Annotated in this window: 20 protein-coding genes and 1 pseudogene; 8 read left to right on the top strand and 13 right to left on the bottom strand. The window is 39.8% G+C overall.

Annotated elements, in window-relative coordinates:
- Positions 1-50 precede the first annotated feature (50 nt).
- Positions 51-749: pseudogene (locus GQR53_RS05355) on the top strand (EAL domain-containing protein); the annotation flags it as partial.
- Between the two features lie 397 nt (positions 750-1146).
- Positions 1147-3324: a YgiQ family radical SAM protein gene (locus GQR53_RS05360; RefSeq protein WP_002957933.1), complete on the top strand. Its 2178-nt coding sequence runs from the start codon at positions 1147-1149 to the stop codon at positions 3322-3324.
- Between the two features lie 168 nt (positions 3325-3492).
- Here GQR53_RS05360 and GQR53_RS05365 read toward each other — a convergent pair whose 3' ends face one another.
- The 13 genes from GQR53_RS05365 to GQR53_RS05425 all read right to left on the bottom strand — a co-directional run bounded on the left by GQR53_RS05365 (position 3493) and on the right by GQR53_RS05425 (position 13416).
- Positions 3493-4044, bottom strand: a complete 552-nt coding sequence (locus GQR53_RS05365; RefSeq protein WP_165743092.1) for a protein disulfide oxidoreductase — start codon at positions 4042-4044, stop codon at positions 3493-3495.
- 58 nt (positions 4045-4102) lie between these two features.
- Positions 4103-5461, bottom strand: coding sequence for a magnesium transporter (gene mgtE, locus GQR53_RS05370; protein WP_002957935.1), 1359 nt, complete (start codon positions 5459-5461; stop codon positions 4103-4105).
- A gap of 132 nt (positions 5462-5593) precedes the next feature.
- The gene (locus GQR53_RS05375) at positions 5594-5866 is read right to left on the bottom strand and encodes an HPr family phosphocarrier protein (RefSeq protein ID WP_002957937.1); all 273 of its coding nucleotides are present in this window, start codon (positions 5864-5866) and stop codon (positions 5594-5596) included.
- A gap of 42 nt (positions 5867-5908) precedes the next feature.
- Complete coding sequence (gene rapZ, locus GQR53_RS05380) at positions 5909-6754, bottom strand: RNase adapter RapZ (protein WP_165743093.1); 846 nt, start codon at positions 6752-6754, stop codon at positions 5909-5911.
- 18 nt (positions 6755-6772) lie between these two features.
- On the bottom strand, positions 6773-7225 hold the full coding sequence (gene ptsN / locus GQR53_RS05385; RefSeq protein WP_024595797.1) for a PTS IIA-like nitrogen regulatory protein PtsN: 453 nt from the start codon (positions 7223-7225) through the stop codon (positions 6773-6775).
- Between the two features lie 4 nt (positions 7226-7229).
- Positions 7230-7517: a ribosome hibernation promoting factor gene (hpf, locus tag GQR53_RS05390; RefSeq protein ID WP_007580301.1), complete on the bottom strand. Its 288-nt coding sequence runs from the start codon at positions 7515-7517 to the stop codon at positions 7230-7232.
- Positions 7518-7543: 26 nt separating this feature from the next.
- Positions 7544-9043 (bottom strand): RNA polymerase factor sigma-54, encoded by a 1500-nt coding sequence (locus GQR53_RS05395; RefSeq protein ID WP_002957941.1) that lies wholly within the window; start codon positions 9041-9043, stop codon positions 7544-7546.
- Positions 9044-9112: 69 nt separating this feature from the next.
- Entirely contained in the window at positions 9113-9838 is a 726-nt protein-coding gene (gene lptB, locus GQR53_RS05400; RefSeq protein WP_002957942.1) for an LPS export ABC transporter ATP-binding protein, read from the bottom strand.
- The gene (lptA, locus tag GQR53_RS05405) at positions 9835-10380 is read right to left on the bottom strand and encodes a lipopolysaccharide transport periplasmic protein LptA (protein ID WP_002957943.1); all 546 of its coding nucleotides are present in this window, start codon (positions 10378-10380) and stop codon (positions 9835-9837) included. Before lptA ends, lptB begins: the two co-directional genes overlap by 4 nt.
- Positions 10370-10924: an LPS export ABC transporter periplasmic protein LptC gene (gene lptC / locus GQR53_RS05410; RefSeq protein ID WP_165743094.1), complete on the bottom strand. Its 555-nt coding sequence runs from the start codon at positions 10922-10924 to the stop codon at positions 10370-10372. Before lptC ends, lptA begins: the two co-directional genes overlap by 11 nt.
- Complete coding sequence (gene kdsC / locus GQR53_RS05415; protein WP_007580311.1) at positions 10921-11472, bottom strand: 3-deoxy-manno-octulosonate-8-phosphatase KdsC; 552 nt, start codon at positions 11470-11472, stop codon at positions 10921-10923. Before kdsC ends, lptC begins: the two co-directional genes overlap by 4 nt.
- On the bottom strand, positions 11473-12444 hold the full coding sequence (locus GQR53_RS05420; RefSeq protein ID WP_165743144.1) for a KpsF/GutQ family sugar-phosphate isomerase: 972 nt from the start codon (positions 12442-12444) through the stop codon (positions 11473-11475).
- 3 nt (positions 12445-12447) lie between these two features.
- Positions 12448-13416, bottom strand: a complete 969-nt coding sequence (locus tag GQR53_RS05425; protein WP_002957947.1) for a calcium/sodium antiporter — start codon at positions 13414-13416, stop codon at positions 12448-12450.
- A 255-nt stretch (positions 13417-13671) separates the two neighbouring features.
- Here GQR53_RS05425 and GQR53_RS05430 point away from each other — a divergent pair, with 255 nt between their 5' ends.
- Genes GQR53_RS05430 through GQR53_RS05455 form a run of 6 tightly spaced genes read left to right on the top strand, consistent with a single transcriptional unit; the run spans position 13672 to position 17063 of the window.
- A complete protein-coding gene (locus GQR53_RS05430) occupies positions 13672-14487 on the top strand; it encodes an ATP-binding cassette domain-containing protein (protein WP_076915496.1) in 816 nt (271 codons plus the stop codon).
- Positions 14487-15266 (top strand): lipid asymmetry maintenance ABC transporter permease subunit MlaE, encoded by a 780-nt coding sequence (gene mlaE / locus GQR53_RS05435; RefSeq protein ID WP_165743095.1) that lies wholly within the window; start codon positions 14487-14489, stop codon positions 15264-15266. The genes GQR53_RS05430 and mlaE overlap by 1 nt, the downstream gene beginning before the upstream one ends.
- A gap of 13 nt (positions 15267-15279) precedes the next feature.
- Entirely contained in the window at positions 15280-15828 is a 549-nt protein-coding gene (gene mlaD, locus GQR53_RS05440) for an outer membrane lipid asymmetry maintenance protein MlaD (protein WP_002957950.1), read from the top strand.
- A gap of 5 nt (positions 15829-15833) precedes the next feature.
- Entirely contained in the window at positions 15834-16514 is a 681-nt protein-coding gene (locus GQR53_RS05445; RefSeq protein ID WP_165743096.1) for an ABC transporter substrate-binding protein, read from the top strand.
- A complete protein-coding gene (locus tag GQR53_RS05450) occupies positions 16507-16800 on the top strand; it encodes an STAS domain-containing protein (RefSeq protein WP_002957952.1) in 294 nt (97 codons plus the stop codon). Before GQR53_RS05445 ends, GQR53_RS05450 begins: the two co-directional genes overlap by 8 nt.
- A gap of 5 nt (positions 16801-16805) precedes the next feature.
- Positions 16806-17063 (top strand): BolA family protein, encoded by a 258-nt coding sequence (locus GQR53_RS05455; RefSeq protein ID WP_002957953.1) that lies wholly within the window; start codon positions 16806-16808, stop codon positions 17061-17063.
- Positions 17064-17065: the final 2 nt, after the last annotated feature.

A 17065-nucleotide genomic window follows, 5' to 3' on the forward strand; every position in this document is an offset into this window, starting at 1 on the left:
ATACTGTTAGTTCATTGATATGTAAAGGCTAATTCTGGGGATACTTTAGGTATCAACCTCAACTTTCATTAGGAGACTTGTCTTTAATTGGGTGTGAGGCATTACTTAGGTGGCCCACCGGTAACGGATCATATATATCGCCAGCGGTATTTGTTCCACTTGCAGAAGATGCGGGCTTGATTGTTGATATAGGGCAGTGGGTTTTAGAGCAAGCTTGCCAACAACAAAAGCGCCTAGAAAATATGGGTACCGAAATTTGTATTGCGGTTAATGTGTCTGTTCCGCAGTTTAAAGTAAAAGGCTATGCTCAAAACGTTAAAAATACATTATTAAAATATGGCGTTAAGCCAAAAAACATAGAATTAGAAGTCACTGAAAGCGTAGTAATGGATGAACTCGAAACTGTTATTAATACACTTAGAGAGCTTCAAGAGTTAGGGATGGAGGTTGCTATTGATGACTTTGAGACTGGCTTTTCATCGCTTAGTTATATACAAAGTTTACCCTTGGATAGATTGAAAATAGATCGTGCATTTATTAAGGATCTGCCAAATGATGACACTGGCGCTATTGCTGCCTTAGTTATTTCTCTTGGTGCTAAGTTGGGTTTAAAAACGATTGCTGAAGCCGTTGAAACACAAGAACAAGCCCAGTTCTTAAAAAACTTAGGCTGTGATGAGGTACAAGGTTTTATGTATGCTAAACCCATGCCTGAGCATGAATTGATAGAATTTATAAATAAACGCTAAAAAAGATTAACTTATTATTTAAGTTAGGGCGTGTTGAACTTTTGTGGTTAATTTTGCAGCAGATTGTTTGGTATTTAGGCAAGGCAGAGCCTATGTAGTGTGGTTGTTCCCCATAAATAGGCGATAACGCAGCATAAATGCCAAACATGCGCTGCCCTTTGGGTTCTTTCTAGGGACGATTAACTCTTTGTTGCTCGGTTTTTACTTAGCCCGCTAGGTTACAAACCTCGCGCCGCGATTAAATCGCCCCTAGATTGAACAAATTTCAATCCACAAAGATCAACACGCCCTAATGAACGATTTAGAATTTAAAGCGCGATATGCTTTGACTACTTTGTATATATAAAGAATTTAGTAGGGTATAATTCGCGCCTTTTGTTATTCTACGGCCACAATTATGAGCACACTCAAAGCTAAGCGCGCCTTATTTTCATACCCGAAATACTGGGCTGAATGTTATGGCACCGCGCCATTTTTACCAACTACACGTGAAGAAATGGATGCACTTGGCTGGGATAGCTGCGACATAATAATAATTAGTGGCGATGCGTATGTTGACCATCCTAGTTTTGGTATGGCTGTAATTGGCCGTGTACTTGAAGCGCAAGGCTTTAGAGTGGGGATTATTGCCCAACCTGCATGGGACTCTAAAGATGCATTTATGGAGCTCGGCAGACCGAATTTATTTTTTGGTGTAACAGCCGGCAACATGGATTCTATGATCAACCGCTATACAGCGGAAAAACGCATGCGCCACGATGATGCTTACACGCCTAATAACGTTGGCGGTAAGCGCCCAGATCGCGCCGTGATGATTTACTCGCAAAAATGCCGTGAAGCATACAAAGGTATCCCAATTGTTATTGGCGGTATTGAAGCCAGCCTTCGCCGTATTGCTCATTACGACTATTGGCAGGAAAAAGTACGTCGTAGTATTTTGTTTGATGCAAAAGCCGATATTTTAATTTACGGTAACGCAGAGCGCCCGCTAGTTGAAGTTGCACACCGTATTGCGGCGGGTGAAACGATGGATACGATTCAGGATATTCGCGGCACGGCTGTTATTCGAAAAGAGCCTCTACCTGGTTGGCGTGGCAGTGATTCTACCGCTATTGATAAAATTGGTAAAATAGACCCTATTCCAAACCCATATGGCGCGGATGATGTTGGCTGTAGTAAATCTGAATTTAAACAAGCGGGTATTGATTTAAAAGCAGAAGCGGCAAAACCAATCATGGTTCAGCCTGCACGTCCTAAGCCGTGGGAAAAAACCTATGTTAAGTTACCTGCTTATGAGCAAGTAAGTGTTAACAAACCTTTATACGCTCATGCCTCGCGAATTTTACATCAAGAAACAAACCCTGGTTGTGCAAGAGCGCTTTACCAACGACATGGCGATCGCTCTATTTGGGTAAACCCGCCAGCATATCCATTAGAAACACATGAAATGGATGCTGTATTTGGTTTGCCGTATCAGCGTATTCCTCACCCAAGTTATGGTGATGCTAAAATACCTGCTTACGATATGATTAAAACGTCAGTTAATATTATGCGTGGCTGTTTTGGTGGCTGTTCGTTTTGCTCAATTACAGAGCATGAGGGGCGCATTATTCAAAGTCGTTCGCAAGAATCTATTATTGAAGAAATTGAACAAATTAGAGATAAAGTCCCCGGCTTTACTGGTGTTATTTCTGATTTAGGTGGCCCAACGGCGAATATGTATAAGCTGCGCTGTACTAGTAAAAAGGCCGAGAGTACCTGTAGACGCTTATCATGTGTGTATCCAGATATTTGTAAACACATGGATACAGATCATACGCCAACAATAGATTTGTATAAAAAAGCACGTGAAGTTAAGGGTATTAAAAAGGTATTGATTGCTTCAGGTGTACGTTACGATTTAGCTGTACGCGACCCGCGTTACGTTAAAGAATTAGTAACGCACCATGTAGGCGGTTACTTAAAAATAGCGCCAGAGCATACAGAGGATGGTCCATTATCAAAAATGATGAAACCAGGTATGGGAGCGTACGATCAATTTAAAGAACTATTTGATAAGTACTCTAAAGAAGCCGGTAAAAAGCAGTATTTAATTCCTTACTTTATATCTGCTCACCCAGGTACAAAAGATGAAGACATGGTAAACATGGCTTTATGGCTTAAATCAAACGACTTTAAGCTTGATCAGGTACAAAATTTTTACCCATCACCTATGGCTAATGCGACGACTATTTACCATACAGAGATGAACTCTTTGCGTAATATAAAAAACAACTCAGAAGTTGTTCCAGTACCTAAAGGCGCACGCCAACGTAGATTACATAAAGCTATTTTACGCTACCACGATGCAGCTGGTTGGCCAATGATACGTGAAGCTCTACGTAAAATGGGTAAAGCTAATTTAATTGGTAAAGGGCCTAACTGTTTAGTTCCAGAAGAAGGGCGCGATGAAAAAGCAGGTAAAGGTGGTAAAAAAGGTGGGCGTCCAGCACTAACGCGACATACCGGTTTTAGCCAATTTAAAAAGGCAAACACTAAGCCAAAAGTAGGCGGTAATCGACAAAGCACACGTTAGTAATTTTATTTGCTAATAGATAAGGCTAATTGCGGCACGCGTTTTTTAGCTTTTGTATACGTAAATTAAGTCAGCTTTGCTCTTTATTATCTATATTATTGTAGGTGATATAGGGTGAGGTTTTAGAGCCCCTCTCCTTAGATATCCTGTGCTAAGTTTAGTTTTTTTTTAAAGCATTGATGATAACCACAAACGCAATTTAAGTGACCATAACGGCTGAATGCCGGTGAGTCCTTGCGTCATTTTATTATCTTTTAAGATTATATAAGATGGCGTGACTTGTCCCTGCCAATCGGAAAATATCTCCCCGTGTTGATCGTTAACAGTACTGAAGCTGTAGCCCTGCTCATTTAAATAATCATGCAGCTCTTGATCAGAGCCTGATTTTATCGCGATGCTCACAACGGGGTATTTATTCTCGTTTGCGAGTTCGTTTATGGCAGGGGAGGTAATACTACAAATAGGACACCAAGTTCCCCAAAAATACACAAGCGTGGGTTTATCTTGGCTCATTGCTGCTAAATCAATGTTTTGCCCTTTATAATCGATTAATTGTAATTGAGGATTTGCTGGCATGACAGGTTGCCGCCACCAATTGACGGCGGTATAAAGGACGAAAAATATAGAGCCATATACCAGTACACTTTTTAATATGGATACGCTTTTTTGTTTTAGCGTTTTTTTAGGTATGTCATTTTTATGTTTGGTATCCGTTGCCATAGCTACTGATTTACCCTAAGTATTTTTGCTGTAGTTTTTTACATTTAAAGCGTTTAATTTATATCAGCAACCATGTAGCAGTACCTAAAAAGGCGAATATACCAACAATATCAGTCACCGTGGTTAGCACCACACTCCCTGCAAGAGCAGGGTCTATATTCATTCTTTTAAGAATTATTGGAATACTTGCACCAGCAACACCTGCCACCACTAAGTTCATAAACATAGCGAAAGCGAGTACGCCACCAAGCATAAAGTCCCACTGCCATAGCGCAATAACACCCGCAATTAATAGTGACCACAAAATACCGTTTAGCGCGCCAATGGCCAGTTCTTTCATCATCAAGAAACGTTGGTTTGTTTGGTTTATATGACCTACTGCAATACCACGGATAACAAGCGTTAATGATTGGCTACCAGCAACACCACCCATAGAAGGGACAATACCGTTAAGCACAGCCAAAATAGGTAGCACATCTAAAGTGCCTTCAAAAAAGCTAGCTACAAAAGCAGCTGCAAGTGCGGTTAGTAAATTAACTCCTAGCCAAACTGAGCGTTTTTTAGAGCTTTTTAGTACAGGCGCGAATGTATCCTCTTCATCATCAAGACCGGCTAGGCTTAATAAGCTATGCTCGGCATCTTCTCGGATTACATCAACGATGTCATCGATAGTAACACGACCGAGGAGTTGGTCGTTATCGTCCACCACAGGGGCCGATATCCAATTATGGCGCTCAAATAATTGCGCTACTTCACTTTCATCCATTGAGATTGGGATAGACTCACAATCTTCATCCATTAAATCGCGCACAATTTTTTCTGGCGGATTAGTTAATAATGTACTCAGCGATAAAGCGCCTATAAAGCAGTTATGTTTATCAACAACATATAAATCATCTGTACCCTCTGGTAACTCACCACGCAGTCTAATATAACGAAGTACAACATCGAGTGTTACATCAGGGCGAATGGTCACCGTATCGGTGTTCATTAGCGCACCTGCTGAACGCTCTTGATATGACAGTGCTTGCGTGGCACGTTCACGGTCTTGAATGTCCATCGCGCTAACAACGTCTTTATAGACGGTATCTGGCAGGCTACGTAATACTTCACCTAAGTCATCGTGGCCCATGTCTTCAGTTGCGGCGGCAATGTGCTTAGGTTCCATTTGGGCAATAATGCCTAAACGAACATCTTCAGATAATTCTTCAAGAACATCACCCTGCACATCAGGATCGACCAATTGCCAAAGCAGTCGGCGAATTTTATGCGGTGATGATTCTAATAATAATGCGGTATCACAAGGAGCCGTTTTTGCGAGCATGCGCCTAACTTGAACAAATTGACCACTATTGAGTGACTTCGTCACCTGTTTTAGTTGCTGTAGTGGGTAATCTTGTTCAAAAGCTTCAGGCATTGGCGTCCTTTATAAATTGTTATATTACTTTATGGGGGGGAGGTGAGTTAACTGGCGTTACTAACCTATCTATTTTATATATCTGTTTTAATTGAAGCATTAGTAATGCGAATATTGTTTTTATAAAACAGGTTATTCTTGTTCATTAAAGCGTTGTGCTATTAATTCTCCAACAGCGTGTAAAGCTTGCTCAGAATCAGGGCCTTTACAAACAACTTTAACTTCTTTTCCTTGGCTACTTTCAAGTAACATTAGTGCAAGTACGCTATCGCCTGCTGCTTCTTTGTCATCTTGGAATAATGTGATTGTCGCATCAAATTGTACTGCTAATTGCGCAAGCACAGTAGCTGCTCTGGCGTGTAAGCCTAATTTGTTTTTTATTAAAAAGGTATCTTCACAATGCATAACTTACTCTACCTAAGCTGAACAGGTGATTATTCAGCTATATTATTTTTCTTGCTCGCGATGGCGAATTTTTACATTGGGATGTGTCATTGCGAAACTTTCACCGATAGTTTGCGCTAAATACACAGAGCGATGTTGCCCGCCTGTACACCCAATAGCAATGGTTAAATAACTGCGGTTATTTCGTTCTAAATGTGGTAACCACGTTTGTACAAATGTTTGAATTTGCCATGTGAATTTTTGCACTATGCTGTGATTAGCTAAATAGTCTTTAACCGGTTGATCTAACCCATTTAAAGGCTTTAACTCTGGTTCCCAGTGTGGATTTGGTAAAAAGCGTGCATCAAATACGTAGTCTGCTTCTTTTGGTATACCGTGTTTAAAACCAAATGATTCAAATGTGACAATCAGTTGCTTATCTTTTTTACCTAAAATCTTTTCACGAATAGATTCAGCGAGTTGATGAACACTTAAATCAGTCGTATCTATCATAAAGTCGGCGCGAGTGGTTAATACATCAAGTAATTCTTTTTCTTTTTTGATGGCTAAATCAAGGGGCAACGAGTCTATTGATAGTGGGTGTAATCTGCGTGTTTCAGAAAAGCGTTTGATCAATGTCTGATCGTCGCTATCTAAATAAAACAACGTAGGGTTTGCAAAGCCAGGCAAGTATTCAAGAATATCGTTAAATTCATCTTGTTCTTTAGGGATGTTGCGCACATCTATGCTAACAGCAATTTTATCGTAGCTATCAGACACACTGCGAACTAATGAAGGTAGTAGGTTTACTGGAATATTATCTACGCAATAATAACCTAAATCTTCTACAATGCGCAAAGCAACCGACTTTCCAGAACCAGAACGGCCGCTTATGATAATTAACTCCATTTAACACCCTTTATAAAACTATGATTGATCGACAATAACTTGGTAAAGCTCAGTATCAGATTTTGCACTGCGTAACTGTTTACAAAAATCTTTGTTGTTTAGTTTATCAGCAATGGTTGCTAGAGTCTTTAAGTGCTGCTGGTTATCGCCATCTGGTACGATGAGTGCGACAAAAATATCAACAGGGCGATTATCGATTGCATCAAAGTTTATTGGAGTTTCGCTAACGAGCACTAAAGCCAAAGGCTCTTCTGCACCGCTCATTCTTCCATGAGGAATAGCAATGCCACGCCCTATACCTGTACTACCTAATTTCTCTCTGCTCATTAAAGCGTTAAGAATATCTTGTTGCGGTAAATACGGAAGTTTGTCGTGAGCAAGTTCGCTAATGAACTCTAAAATTCTTTTTTTGCTATTAAAAAGGACCGCAGCTTTGCTGCAGTCCTGGCATATAAGTGAACTTAATTTCATCATATTAGTGTCGAGCAAGCTTCTCTTTGTGTTTGATTACTTGGCGATCGAGCTTGTCGATCAACGAGTCAATAGCGGCATACATATCTTGATGTTCTGTAGAGGCAAATAGCTCAGCACCGCTTACGTGTATTGTGGCTTCTGCTTTTTGATTTAATTTTTCTACATCGAGAATGACATGAACATTATTAATATGATCAGAGTGTCTTTCAAGCTTCGCAAATTTAGTATTAATATAGTCTCTTAGTGAATCGGTTAATTCTACGTGACGACCAGTTAAGTTTAGTTGCATAAGCATTACCCTCTTAGTTTAGCGTCTTAAATCAGACTTTTACGCTGATTTGACGGTGGAATAGCAAGAGATTCACGGTATTTTGCGATTGTACGTCTTGCTACTTTAATTCCTTGCTCAGCCAATATATCCGCTATTTTGCTATCACTCAATGGTTTTGCTGAGTTTTCTGCTGCGATTAATTTTCGGATAAGCGCACGTATTGCTGTAGATGAACATTCACCACCGTTTTCAGTACTTACATGGCTTGAGAAAAAATATTTAAGCTCAAATATACCACGGGGTGTATGCATGTACTTTTGAGTAGTCACACGCGAAATTGTCGATTCGTGCATTTCTACCATTTCAGCGACATCATTTAAAACCATTGGTTTCATGGCTTCAGGGCCATGTTCAAAAAATCCTTGTTGTTGCTTAACAATACAATTAGTAACTTTTAATAGCGTGTCGTTTCTACTTTCTAAGCTTTTAATAAACCATTTAGCTTCTTGTAAATGTGAGCGAATAAACTGGCTGTCGCCACTTGATTTTACAGTGCGAGACATTGCCGCGTATTGGCTATTAACACGAATTTTAGGCATGCTATCTGGGTTTAATTCGACAACCCAGCGACCTTTAATTTTTTTAACTGACACATCAGGAATAACATACTCAGATTCTTCCCTTACAATAGTATCTGCAGGTTTTGGGTTGAGAGTATGTATTAGTGTCATCACTTCTTTAAGCTCTTCTTCTTTAAGCTTAGTTTTTTTCATTAATGTACGATAGTCGCGAGCTGCTAATAGATCAATATGCTCGGTTAAAATCATTTTCGTTTCATTAATGTAAGGTGTTTCTTTATCAAATTGATTAAGCTGAATACACAAACACTCTTGTAAACTACGTGCAGCAATACCAACAGGATCAAACAGTTGAATGCGTTTTAATACCGCTTCAATTTCATCAAGTTCGACTTCGTTATCATCTTCGTTTTCTTGATTAAAGCTTTCTAAAATTTCTTCGCAACTGAGAGTTAAAATACCTGAATCATCGACGGCCTCTACAATCGCAATCGCGATGGCTTCATCGGTAGGGCTAAATGGCGTTAGTTGTAATTGCCACATTAAATACTCATGGAGCGTTTCAGTAGAGGCGCCTTGGTATATAGATTCGTCTTCAGGCATTGGACCTGATGAGGCTGCTGGGGCGGCACTCATGTACTCATCCCAACTAACATCCATAGCCATGTCGTCACTTAGCGTGTCTTTTGCAAGTGCTTCACCAGTATCTTGTTCGTATTCGCTCGGAGCATCATCAGCAGATGCGCTAACAGTTATGTCATCGGTATCAGCTTTTTGCTCGTTTTTACCAGCAGCGTCTTCAGAATAGTCTGCCTCTTCAACCTCTAATAGTGGATTACTGTCGAGAGCTTCTTGTATTTCTTGCTGGAGATCCAATGTACTGAGTTGCAACAAACGAATAGCTTGTTGCAACTGTGGAGTCATTGTAAGTTGCTGGCCCATGCGCAGCTGTAGTGATTGCCTCATGTATCTCTAACAATCCTTTTATGTTGTTATAATTAATACTAGCAGATGCTTAAAGACATGGCGTAAATGTTACAGCCTAAATTGCTCGCCTAAGTAAACATCGCGTACTGTTTTATCATTTAATACGTGTTCTGGAGTACCTGATGCAATCAGCTCCCCATGAGAAACAATGTAGGCTTTTTCACAAACATCAAGGGTCTCTCTTACGTTATGGTCGGTAATTAATACACCAATCCCACGATTTTTAAGATGTTCTATTATTTTCTTTATATCTAATACCGAAATAGGGTCAACACCGGCAAACGGTTCATCCAGTAATATAAATTTAGGATCTGCTGCCAGTGCTCGTGCTATTTCTACACGACGACGCTCTCCACCCGATAATGCCATACCTTGGCTATCACGAATGTGTTGTATGCTAAATTCATCTAATAAGTTATTGAGCGTGTCTTCTCTGGCTTGTTTATTTAGTTCTTTGCGCGTTTCTAAAATGGCCATTAAGTTTTGATAAACAGTCAGCTTTCTAAAAATCGATGACTCTTGTGGTAAGTAGCCTATGCCTAATCTAGCACGACTATGCATAGGTAAAAGAGTAATATCGTTATCATCAATAGATATTTTACCTTTGTCGCTAGGAACAAGCCCTACAATCATATAAAAAGTCGTTGTTTTACCAGCACCGTTAGGGCCAAGTAAGCCAACTATACTGCCAGCTTGTACTTCAAGGCCGACGTTTTTTACAACTTCACGACCTTTATAGCTTTTTGCCAATAGTTCTGCTTTTAATGTGCTCATGGTTGACCTTTATCGCCTTTTTTACTTTTTTTAGTTTCGATCGGTACTAAAATTGTGTGAACGCGGTCAGTTGAGTTTTCATCTTTTTCGGCACTGATGAGCTGCTGCTCTATGTCGTAGGTAATGCTTTTAGCATTTATTTTTTGTCCGGCTTGCGATACTTGTGCATTACCAACAAGCGTTAAAAAACGCTTAGATACATCATAACGTACTTCGTCAGCACTGGCGCTCATAGTCGTGCCGTCTGATTGCTTTTCTTCAAAGTGCGCAGGGCTACCTGTGGCAATTAATAATTGTTTATTATCACCAAGTTCATCACGTTTGTGTACTTCGAGGCGATCGGCTGTAATGCGGCGATTACCGTGAATAATCTCAACGTTTTTCTCAAAAATACCCACATTAGCTTTCAATTGACCTTCTTGCTTGTCGGCACTTATTGAAATTTGATTGGCAGCAGGTTGCGTGTTTTGCTCTGCAGCACTACTATTAAACGCTAGTATAAGTGTAGGAATTATAAGTGATTTTAATATTTTATTGGTCATAGTATATGGTTCGCGTATGGTTAATTAGTTTTATCACTTCGGCTTTTAAGTCGGCTTCTAGGCCTTTACCGGTGATTTTTAAATTGGGTCCAGTGATGATGACGGGTTGCTCCGAACGCATTGTTAATAGCTTTATATCAACCTGAATATTATCAGCATTGATTTTGTCTATCATGGCGTTATCGGTTAAATTTTTGGCAACCACATTACCTTCTAAAATTAATTGTTTATCTTCGTATAATGTTGCTTCGTCTGCATTTATTTGCCACGTTTGTTGTTCGTTATATAAAGTAAAAATGGGTTTTTCGAAAAACGTGAAACCTAATTGCTGGTATAGCTCCATTTTAGCCGCAGTGACTTTGTGGCTAATTTTACCTTGCTCATCATAGGCTGTCTGTTTGAGCTCAATAGCTATGTAATCAGGCTTAGCAATAACTTCAGGCTCAGCCTGAGGCACAATATTTGTTTGTGCAAAATAAGGGTACCAAAGCCAAACCATACAGCTAATGAATAAAACGCTTAATATTATGCGCGCTGCATTCATGAACTAGTGCCTTGTGTAGTCAATGCTTTACCATTTTCAAGCATGAGCAAATCGGTGAGTTCTCTCACAGCACCAAAACCACCAGGCATTTGCGTTACATAGTGTGACAAACGCTTAATAAGTGGGTGGGCATCATTTACTGCAACGGCAAAGCCTACTAACTCCATAACAGGCATGTCAGGACCGTCATCACCAATATAAGCAATTTGTTCATCGCTAAGGTTGAGTTTATCTTTTAATTCTTGATAGGCAATGAGCTTATTTTCTTGGCCTTGATAAATATGCTGTACGGTTAAGCTGCTCATACGTTGTTGTACTATCTGTGAATGACGACCAGTAATAACAGCTACTTCAAAGCCACTGTTTATAAGTGCTTTAATGCCAAAACCATCTTTTGTATTAAATGCTTTTAGCTCTTCACCTTGATTGCCAAGGTAAATACGGCCATCAGAAAATACACCATCAATATCGCATATAAGTAGTTTTACTTTTTTAGCGCGTGCTTTTGCATCATCGCTCAGCGGTTGATAGAGTTCTTCAAATTGCATTTATAACACTCCTGCTTTCAATAGGTCTTGCATATTTAATGCGCCAATAGGTTGGTTTTTCTCATTGACGACGATTAGGCCATTTATACGTTTACGTTCCATAATATTGAGCGCTTCAGCGGCTAAAATATCTTGCGTAGCTGTAGTGCATGACTTAGTCATAACAACATCTATTTGTGTTGTATGAATATCAATTCTTTGTTCTAAAATGCGACGTAAGTCACCATCGGTAAATAACCCTACGAGTTGCTGATTTTCACCAACAATGGCTGTCATACCTAATCCTTTAGCTGACATTTCTATTAGAGCATCTTTAACTGTTTGTGAAACATCAATAATAGGTGTATTTGCGCCGCTGTGCATAACATCTTTTAAAGTAAGTAATAAGCGCTTGCCTAAACTACCACCAGGGTGAGATAGCGCGAAGTCATCAGCTGTAAAGCCGCGAGCCTCTAATAATGCAACTGCCATGGCATCGCCCATCGCAAGCGTTGCAGTGGTACTTGATGTAGGGGCTAGACCCAATGAACAAGCTTCTTTTTCTACTTTAATGCACACATGTACATTAGCAAGGGTTGCCATTGTTGATTGTGTATTGCCAGTCATCGCTATCATTTTGGCACCAAGTCGTTTTAAAACCGGAATGATATTTAAAACTTCGCTGGTTTCCCCTGAATTAGAAATAAGCATAACCACGTCATTTTTAGTGATCATACCTAAATCACCATGACTTGCTTCACCAGGGTGAACAAAAAACGCAGGGCTGCCAGTGCTTGCAAGGGTTGCCGCTATTTTATTGCCAATATGGCCTGATTTTCCCATGCCAATAACAATAATACGGCCTTCACAGTCGTACATTAATTGGCACGCGTTATGAAAATTTTCATCTACATATTGTGCAATATCACTAAGTGCTTGGCGCTCAACATCTAAAACGCGAAGGCCTTGTTCAATAAAGTTTAGCGTTGCCATCATTTACCCTACTTGACTAAAAATATACCCTTGGTAACCCAAAAACGCTATTAGCAATAAGCCACCTTCTACCCTATTGATACGCTGGGTGCCTCTAAAGTTCAATGACATAATAATAAGAGCAAGTGTTGCACCAATCATAATTAATATATCTCGGCTTACTAACGATGGATCAATTGCTGAAGGATTAATAATACCTGCTAGAGGTAATACAGCTAAAATATTAAATATGTTTGATCCAACAATATTACCTAGTGCTAAATCATCTTCATTTTTAAGTACACCTGCAACCGAGGCGGCAAGTTCCGGCAAGCTAGTACCAATGGCAATAATTGTTAAACCAATGACTAAGTCGCTTAAGCCGAAGTATTTAGCAATATCAACAGCTGAGCCGATTAAAAAATGAGAACTAACCGGCAAGAGTATCATGCCGACAATTAACCAAAATACCGCTTTTTTAGTAGGTACATCGTTTGGTACATCGTCGCAGGCTTCTGAGACAAATGGGTCATCTTGGTTTTTTGCACGCATAGATACAATGATTAACCCACCGATGAATACGATAAAGCCAACTAAAAGCGCAACACCTTCACTAAATGAAAAGTAGTTATCTGAGAACACATACCAAGTAGCTAAAGATACGAGCATCACTAATGGCATTTCACGTTTTAACGTACTAGATGAAACTGAAAGAGGGCGAAATAGAGCAGTGATACCTAACACAAGTAAAATGTTTGTAATATTAGAGCCAACAGCATTGCCAACGGCTGTGTCGGTTTTGTTAGCCAAAGCGGCAGAGGCTGAAACCATCATTTCAGGGGCTGAAGAGCCCATGGCTACAACGGTCAAACCAACAATAAGTGTAGGTACACCAAAGTTTTTAGCAAGAGCCGCAGCCCCATAAACAAACCTATCGGCACTCCAAACAAGAGCTGCAAAACCAAGAATTAAAATAACAAACGAGGTAACCATTGTGTTAAGCCAGTTATACAAAATACGGATGGCGCGAATAGTAACAAAAGCCAAGATGAAAGTATAAATAAAAGAGTAAGGTCAACTAGGTAACAATGTTGCTTTTAAACAGCTAATTTAAAAATTTAAGCCGGGGTTAAGCTGTTTTAAGCGAGTCTTATAATCCTTTTCATGGGTGTATTACAAAATCTTACGAATTGTTTTTTCCATCTTTGACAAAAAAGCTTTAAAATAGGGGCACTAGTGAACATTTTTATGGAGAGCGACTTGTCGCAATCAATAGTAGAAGTCAAGGATGTTAGCTTTTCGAGAGGCAATAGAACCATATATAAAAATATGAGTTTTAGCGTTCCTAAAGGTAAAATTACTGCGATTATGGGGCCAAGCGGAATTGGTAAAACCACTATGTTGCGTTTAATTGGTGGTCAGCTTAAACCAGATTCAGGTGATATTTTATTTGAAGGTGGCAGCATTCCTAAAATGTCTCGTAAAGAGTTATACGAAGCACGTACTAAAATGAGTATGCTTTTTCAAAGTGGTGCGTTGTTTACTGATATGTCGGTATTTGACAATATCGCGTTTCCTATAAGAGAGCACACAAAGCTAAGTGAAGACCTGATTCGATTAGTTGTGTTAATGAAATTGCAAGCTGTTGGACTACGTGGCGCTAAAGATTTAATGCCCTCTGAGTTATCCGGCGGTATGGCAAGGCGTGCTGCGCTTGCACGCGCTATAGCACTTGATCCAGAGCTAATCATGTACGATGAACCATTTGCAGGGCAAGATCCTATTTCGATGGGCGTATTGGTTAAGCTAATTAAGTCGCTCAACGAAGTATTAGGTTTATCGTCTTTAATCGTGACGCACGATGTAACAGAGGTAATGAGTATTGCCGATCACGTTATAATTATCGCCGATCAAGGTGTAATTGGTTGTGGTACTCCAGATGAAATGCGTAATCATGAATCTCCTTTAGTTCAACAGTTTTTAAAAGGCTTGTCGGATGGTCCAGTACCATTTCATTTTCCGGCTCAGGCTTATGCAGACGAACTACTTGGAGAAAAAGCATAATGTTGGATTTATTTCAAAAGCTAGGGCATAAAACGCTAGGACGTTTTGCGGCCCTTGGTCGTTCTGCTTATATGCTGTTTAGTGCATTAGCGCATTTTCCTAATTTTAAAAAAGGCACACCTTTACTTGTTCGCCAGCTTTATATGGTTGGTTCGCAATCGTTACTCATTATTATGGTGTCGGGTTTGTTTATCGGCATGGTGTTGGCTCTACAAGGTTACACCGTATTGGTTGGTTATGGTGCTGAAGATAGTTTAGGGCCGTTAGTGGCACTGAGCTTATTGCGAGAACTAGGCCCGGTTGTTACTGCATTATTATTTGCAGGACGCGCAGGTAGCGCTTTGACAGCTGAAATTGGCTTAATGAAAGCAACAGAGCAACTTTCATCACTTGAGATGATGGCAATCGATCCGCTAAAACGTATTATTGCACCGCGCTTTTGGGCGGGTTTTATAAGCATGCCATTGCTTGCATTGATATTTTCAGCTGTAGCAATTATAGGCGCTCATTTAGTGGGGGTAGATTGGCTGGGGGTTGATACAGGTAGTTTTTGGTCAATCATGCAATCGCAAGTGTCGTTTCAGCAAGACATACTAAACGGTATTATTAAAAGCTTTGTATTTGCCATAGTGGTGACCTGGATTGCGCTTTATAAAGGATATGACTGTGTGCCGACCTCAGAAGGGATCAGCAAAGCAACCACCGAAACGGTTGTTCATTCGTCATTAGCAGTTTTAGGTTTTGACTTTATTTTGACAGCGGTAATGTTTACCAGCTAATAGGGTATAGATAATGAATTCACGGAAATTAGAAATTTTAGTTGGTTTTTTTGTAGCACTTGGCATTTTAGCTTTTGCGATGCTTGCACTTAAAGTTGCCAATTCAGGTATTAGTGGCTCTGGCGAAACATATACGCTTAATGCCAAGTTTGAAAACATCGGCTCGTTAAAAGCGCGTGCGCCGGTAAAAGTAGGTGGTGTTGTAATTGGTCGTGTTGAATCAATTTATGTTCACCCACAAGAATTTTTACCAGTCGTTAATATGACCATTGACGCACAGTACTTATGTCGTTTTTCAGACACAAGCTCAATCTCTATTTTAACGTCGGGTATTTTAGGTGAGCAGTACTTAGGTATTCACCCTGTAATTTCTCCAGATTCTGCTAAGCAACGTTGTTTAGGCGAAACAGTGACAGAAAACAAGCAAGATGAAGCAATTGACGATTTATTTGGTGTGGAAAGTAAAGCACTAGGTGATGGCGATTCAATCACTGATACTAAGTCTGCCATTGTACTTGAAGAATTAATCGGGCAGTTTTTATTCAACCAAGGTAGTGAGTAATTATTATGTTGAAAAAGTTTTTAGCTATTGTAGCAATTGGCACAATGACGCTAACTCAAAGCGTAAGTGCAGCAGATGTGAAATTAATCGATCCTAATAAAATGGTACGCCAAGTTGCCGATAATACATTTGCGCGCATTAAAAAAGATCAGCCATTAATTGTTAAAGATCAAGAGTACCTTCGCGTAATAGTCGAAGAAGAATTAATGCCTTACATCGACTATAAATATGCAGCACTTCGTGTACTTGGCAGTGAAGTATCTAAAGTTCGTGCAATTACCGACGAGGCTGAAAAGGCCAAAGCAATTAAAGAAATTCAACGCTTTATTGGTGTATTTAGAGAGTACTTAGTTGCTACTTATGCAGGTGTATTTACTCAATACACAAACCAGAAAGTTGAGTTTGGTGCAGAGCAAGCGTTTAAAGGCAAAGACGTTGTTGTTATTAAGACTAAAATTATTGAAGACGGTAAACCTGATATCAGAATCGATTTTAAAGTACGCGAAGACCGTGACGGTGAATGGCGCGCGTACGATATGATTGCCGAAGGTATTAGTTTACTAGACGCAAAACAAAGTGAGCTGCAAGGTATTTTGCGCCAGCAAGGTATTGATAATGTAAGTAACCTTTTAGAGCAAAAGAGTCAGCTACCAGTTCAGTTTAGAGGCAGTAACTCGAATGACTAAATTGGCAATAAGCCAAGTTGATGGACAACATTTTGGAGTAAGCGGTGAGCTTACTCGAAATTCAATTGGCGATGAACAGCTTCTGAACAATAAGTTATTAACTAAGCATAAAATCATCTATTTCGACCTAAGTGGAGTATCAAGGGTTGACACAGCAGGCTTAGCTTGGTTAATTCACTCTTTTGCAGAATTAAAGCAGCAAGGCATTCGCCTTGAATTGCAAAACCTACCTGAGCAATTGCAAAATTTAATGCAATTGGGTCAGGTTACAACCCTATTTGAGTGAGAGTTATGGAAACTAGCCAAGTCGAAACATTATTACGCGAAGAACTTCAATTAGCTGAAGTGCATGTAAAAGCCAATGGTAGTCATTATGAAGTTGTTGCGGTAGGCGAATGCTTTGACGGTTTAAGCCGAGTTAAAAAGCAGCAGCTAGTTTATGGTCCATTAATGAATACAATTTCAGATGGGACAATTCACGCAGTATCTATTCGTGCATTTACTCCTGTAGAGTGGAAGCGTGAACAAAAATTCATTTTACCGCAATAACT

Origin of the sequence: Pseudoalteromonas sp. Z9A6 (assembly GCF_011378805.1) — a bacterium.
Taxonomy (GTDB): domain Bacteria; phylum Pseudomonadota; class Gammaproteobacteria; order Enterobacterales; family Alteromonadaceae; genus Pseudoalteromonas; species Pseudoalteromonas distincta.

Bases quoted from the DNA above. Each gene is read 5' to 3' on its own strand.
- GQR53_RS05360 (WP_002957933.1), top strand. From the start codon at position 1,147: ATGAGCACACTCAAAGCTAAGCGCGCCTTATTTTCATACCCGAAATAC.
- GQR53_RS05375 (WP_002957937.1), bottom strand. From the start codon at position 5,866: ATGCATTGTGAAGATACCTTTTTAATAAAAAACAAATTAGGCTTACAC.
- rapZ (WP_165743093.1), bottom strand. From the start codon at position 6,754: ATGGAGTTAATTATCATAAGCGGCCGTTCTGGTTCTGGAAAGTCGGTT.
- GQR53_RS05420 (WP_165743144.1), bottom strand. From the start codon at position 12,444: ATGGCAACGCTAAACTTTATTGAACAAGGCCTTCGCGTTTTAGATGTT.
- ptsN (WP_024595797.1), bottom strand. From the start codon at position 7,225: ATGAAATTAAGTTCACTTATATGCCAGGACTGCAGCAAAGCTGCGGTC.
- mgtE (WP_002957935.1), bottom strand. From the start codon at position 5,461: ATGCCTGAAGCTTTTGAACAAGATTACCCACTACAGCAACTAAAACAG.
- mlaE (WP_165743095.1), top strand. From the start codon at position 14,487: ATGTTGGATTTATTTCAAAAGCTAGGGCATAAAACGCTAGGACGTTTT.
- GQR53_RS05450 (WP_002957952.1), top strand. From the start codon at position 16,507: ATGACTAAATTGGCAATAAGCCAAGTTGATGGACAACATTTTGGAGTA.
- lptC (WP_165743094.1), bottom strand. From the start codon at position 10,924: ATGAATGCAGCGCGCATAATATTAAGCGTTTTATTCATTAGCTGTATG.
- GQR53_RS05365 (WP_165743092.1), bottom strand. From the start codon at position 4,044: ATGGCAACGGATACCAAACATAAAAATGACATACCTAAAAAAACGCTA.
- lptA (WP_002957943.1), bottom strand. From the start codon at position 10,380: ATGACCAATAAAATATTAAAATCACTTATAATTCCTACACTTATACTA.
- mlaD (WP_002957950.1), top strand. From the start codon at position 15,280: ATGAATTCACGGAAATTAGAAATTTTAGTTGGTTTTTTTGTAGCACTT.
- GQR53_RS05430 (WP_076915496.1), top strand. From the start codon at position 13,672: ATGGAGAGCGACTTGTCGCAATCAATAGTAGAAGTCAAGGATGTTAGC.
- GQR53_RS05445 (WP_165743096.1), top strand. From the start codon at position 15,834: ATGTTGAAAAAGTTTTTAGCTATTGTAGCAATTGGCACAATGACGCTA.
- GQR53_RS05455 (WP_002957953.1), top strand. From the start codon at position 16,806: ATGGAAACTAGCCAAGTCGAAACATTATTACGCGAAGAACTTCAATTA.
- kdsC (WP_007580311.1), bottom strand. From the start codon at position 11,472: ATGCAATTTGAAGAACTCTATCAACCGCTGAGCGATGATGCAAAAGCA.
- GQR53_RS05425 (WP_002957947.1), bottom strand. From the start codon at position 13,416: ATGGTTACCTCGTTTGTTATTTTAATTCTTGGTTTTGCAGCTCTTGTT.
- lptB (WP_002957942.1), bottom strand. From the start codon at position 9,838: ATGAGCACATTAAAAGCAGAACTATTGGCAAAAAGCTATAAAGGTCGT.
- GQR53_RS05395 (WP_002957941.1), bottom strand. From the start codon at position 9,043: ATGAGGCAATCACTACAGCTGCGCATGGGCCAGCAACTTACAATGACT.
- hpf (WP_007580301.1), bottom strand. From the start codon at position 7,517: ATGCAACTAAACTTAACTGGTCGTCACGTAGAATTAACCGATTCACTA.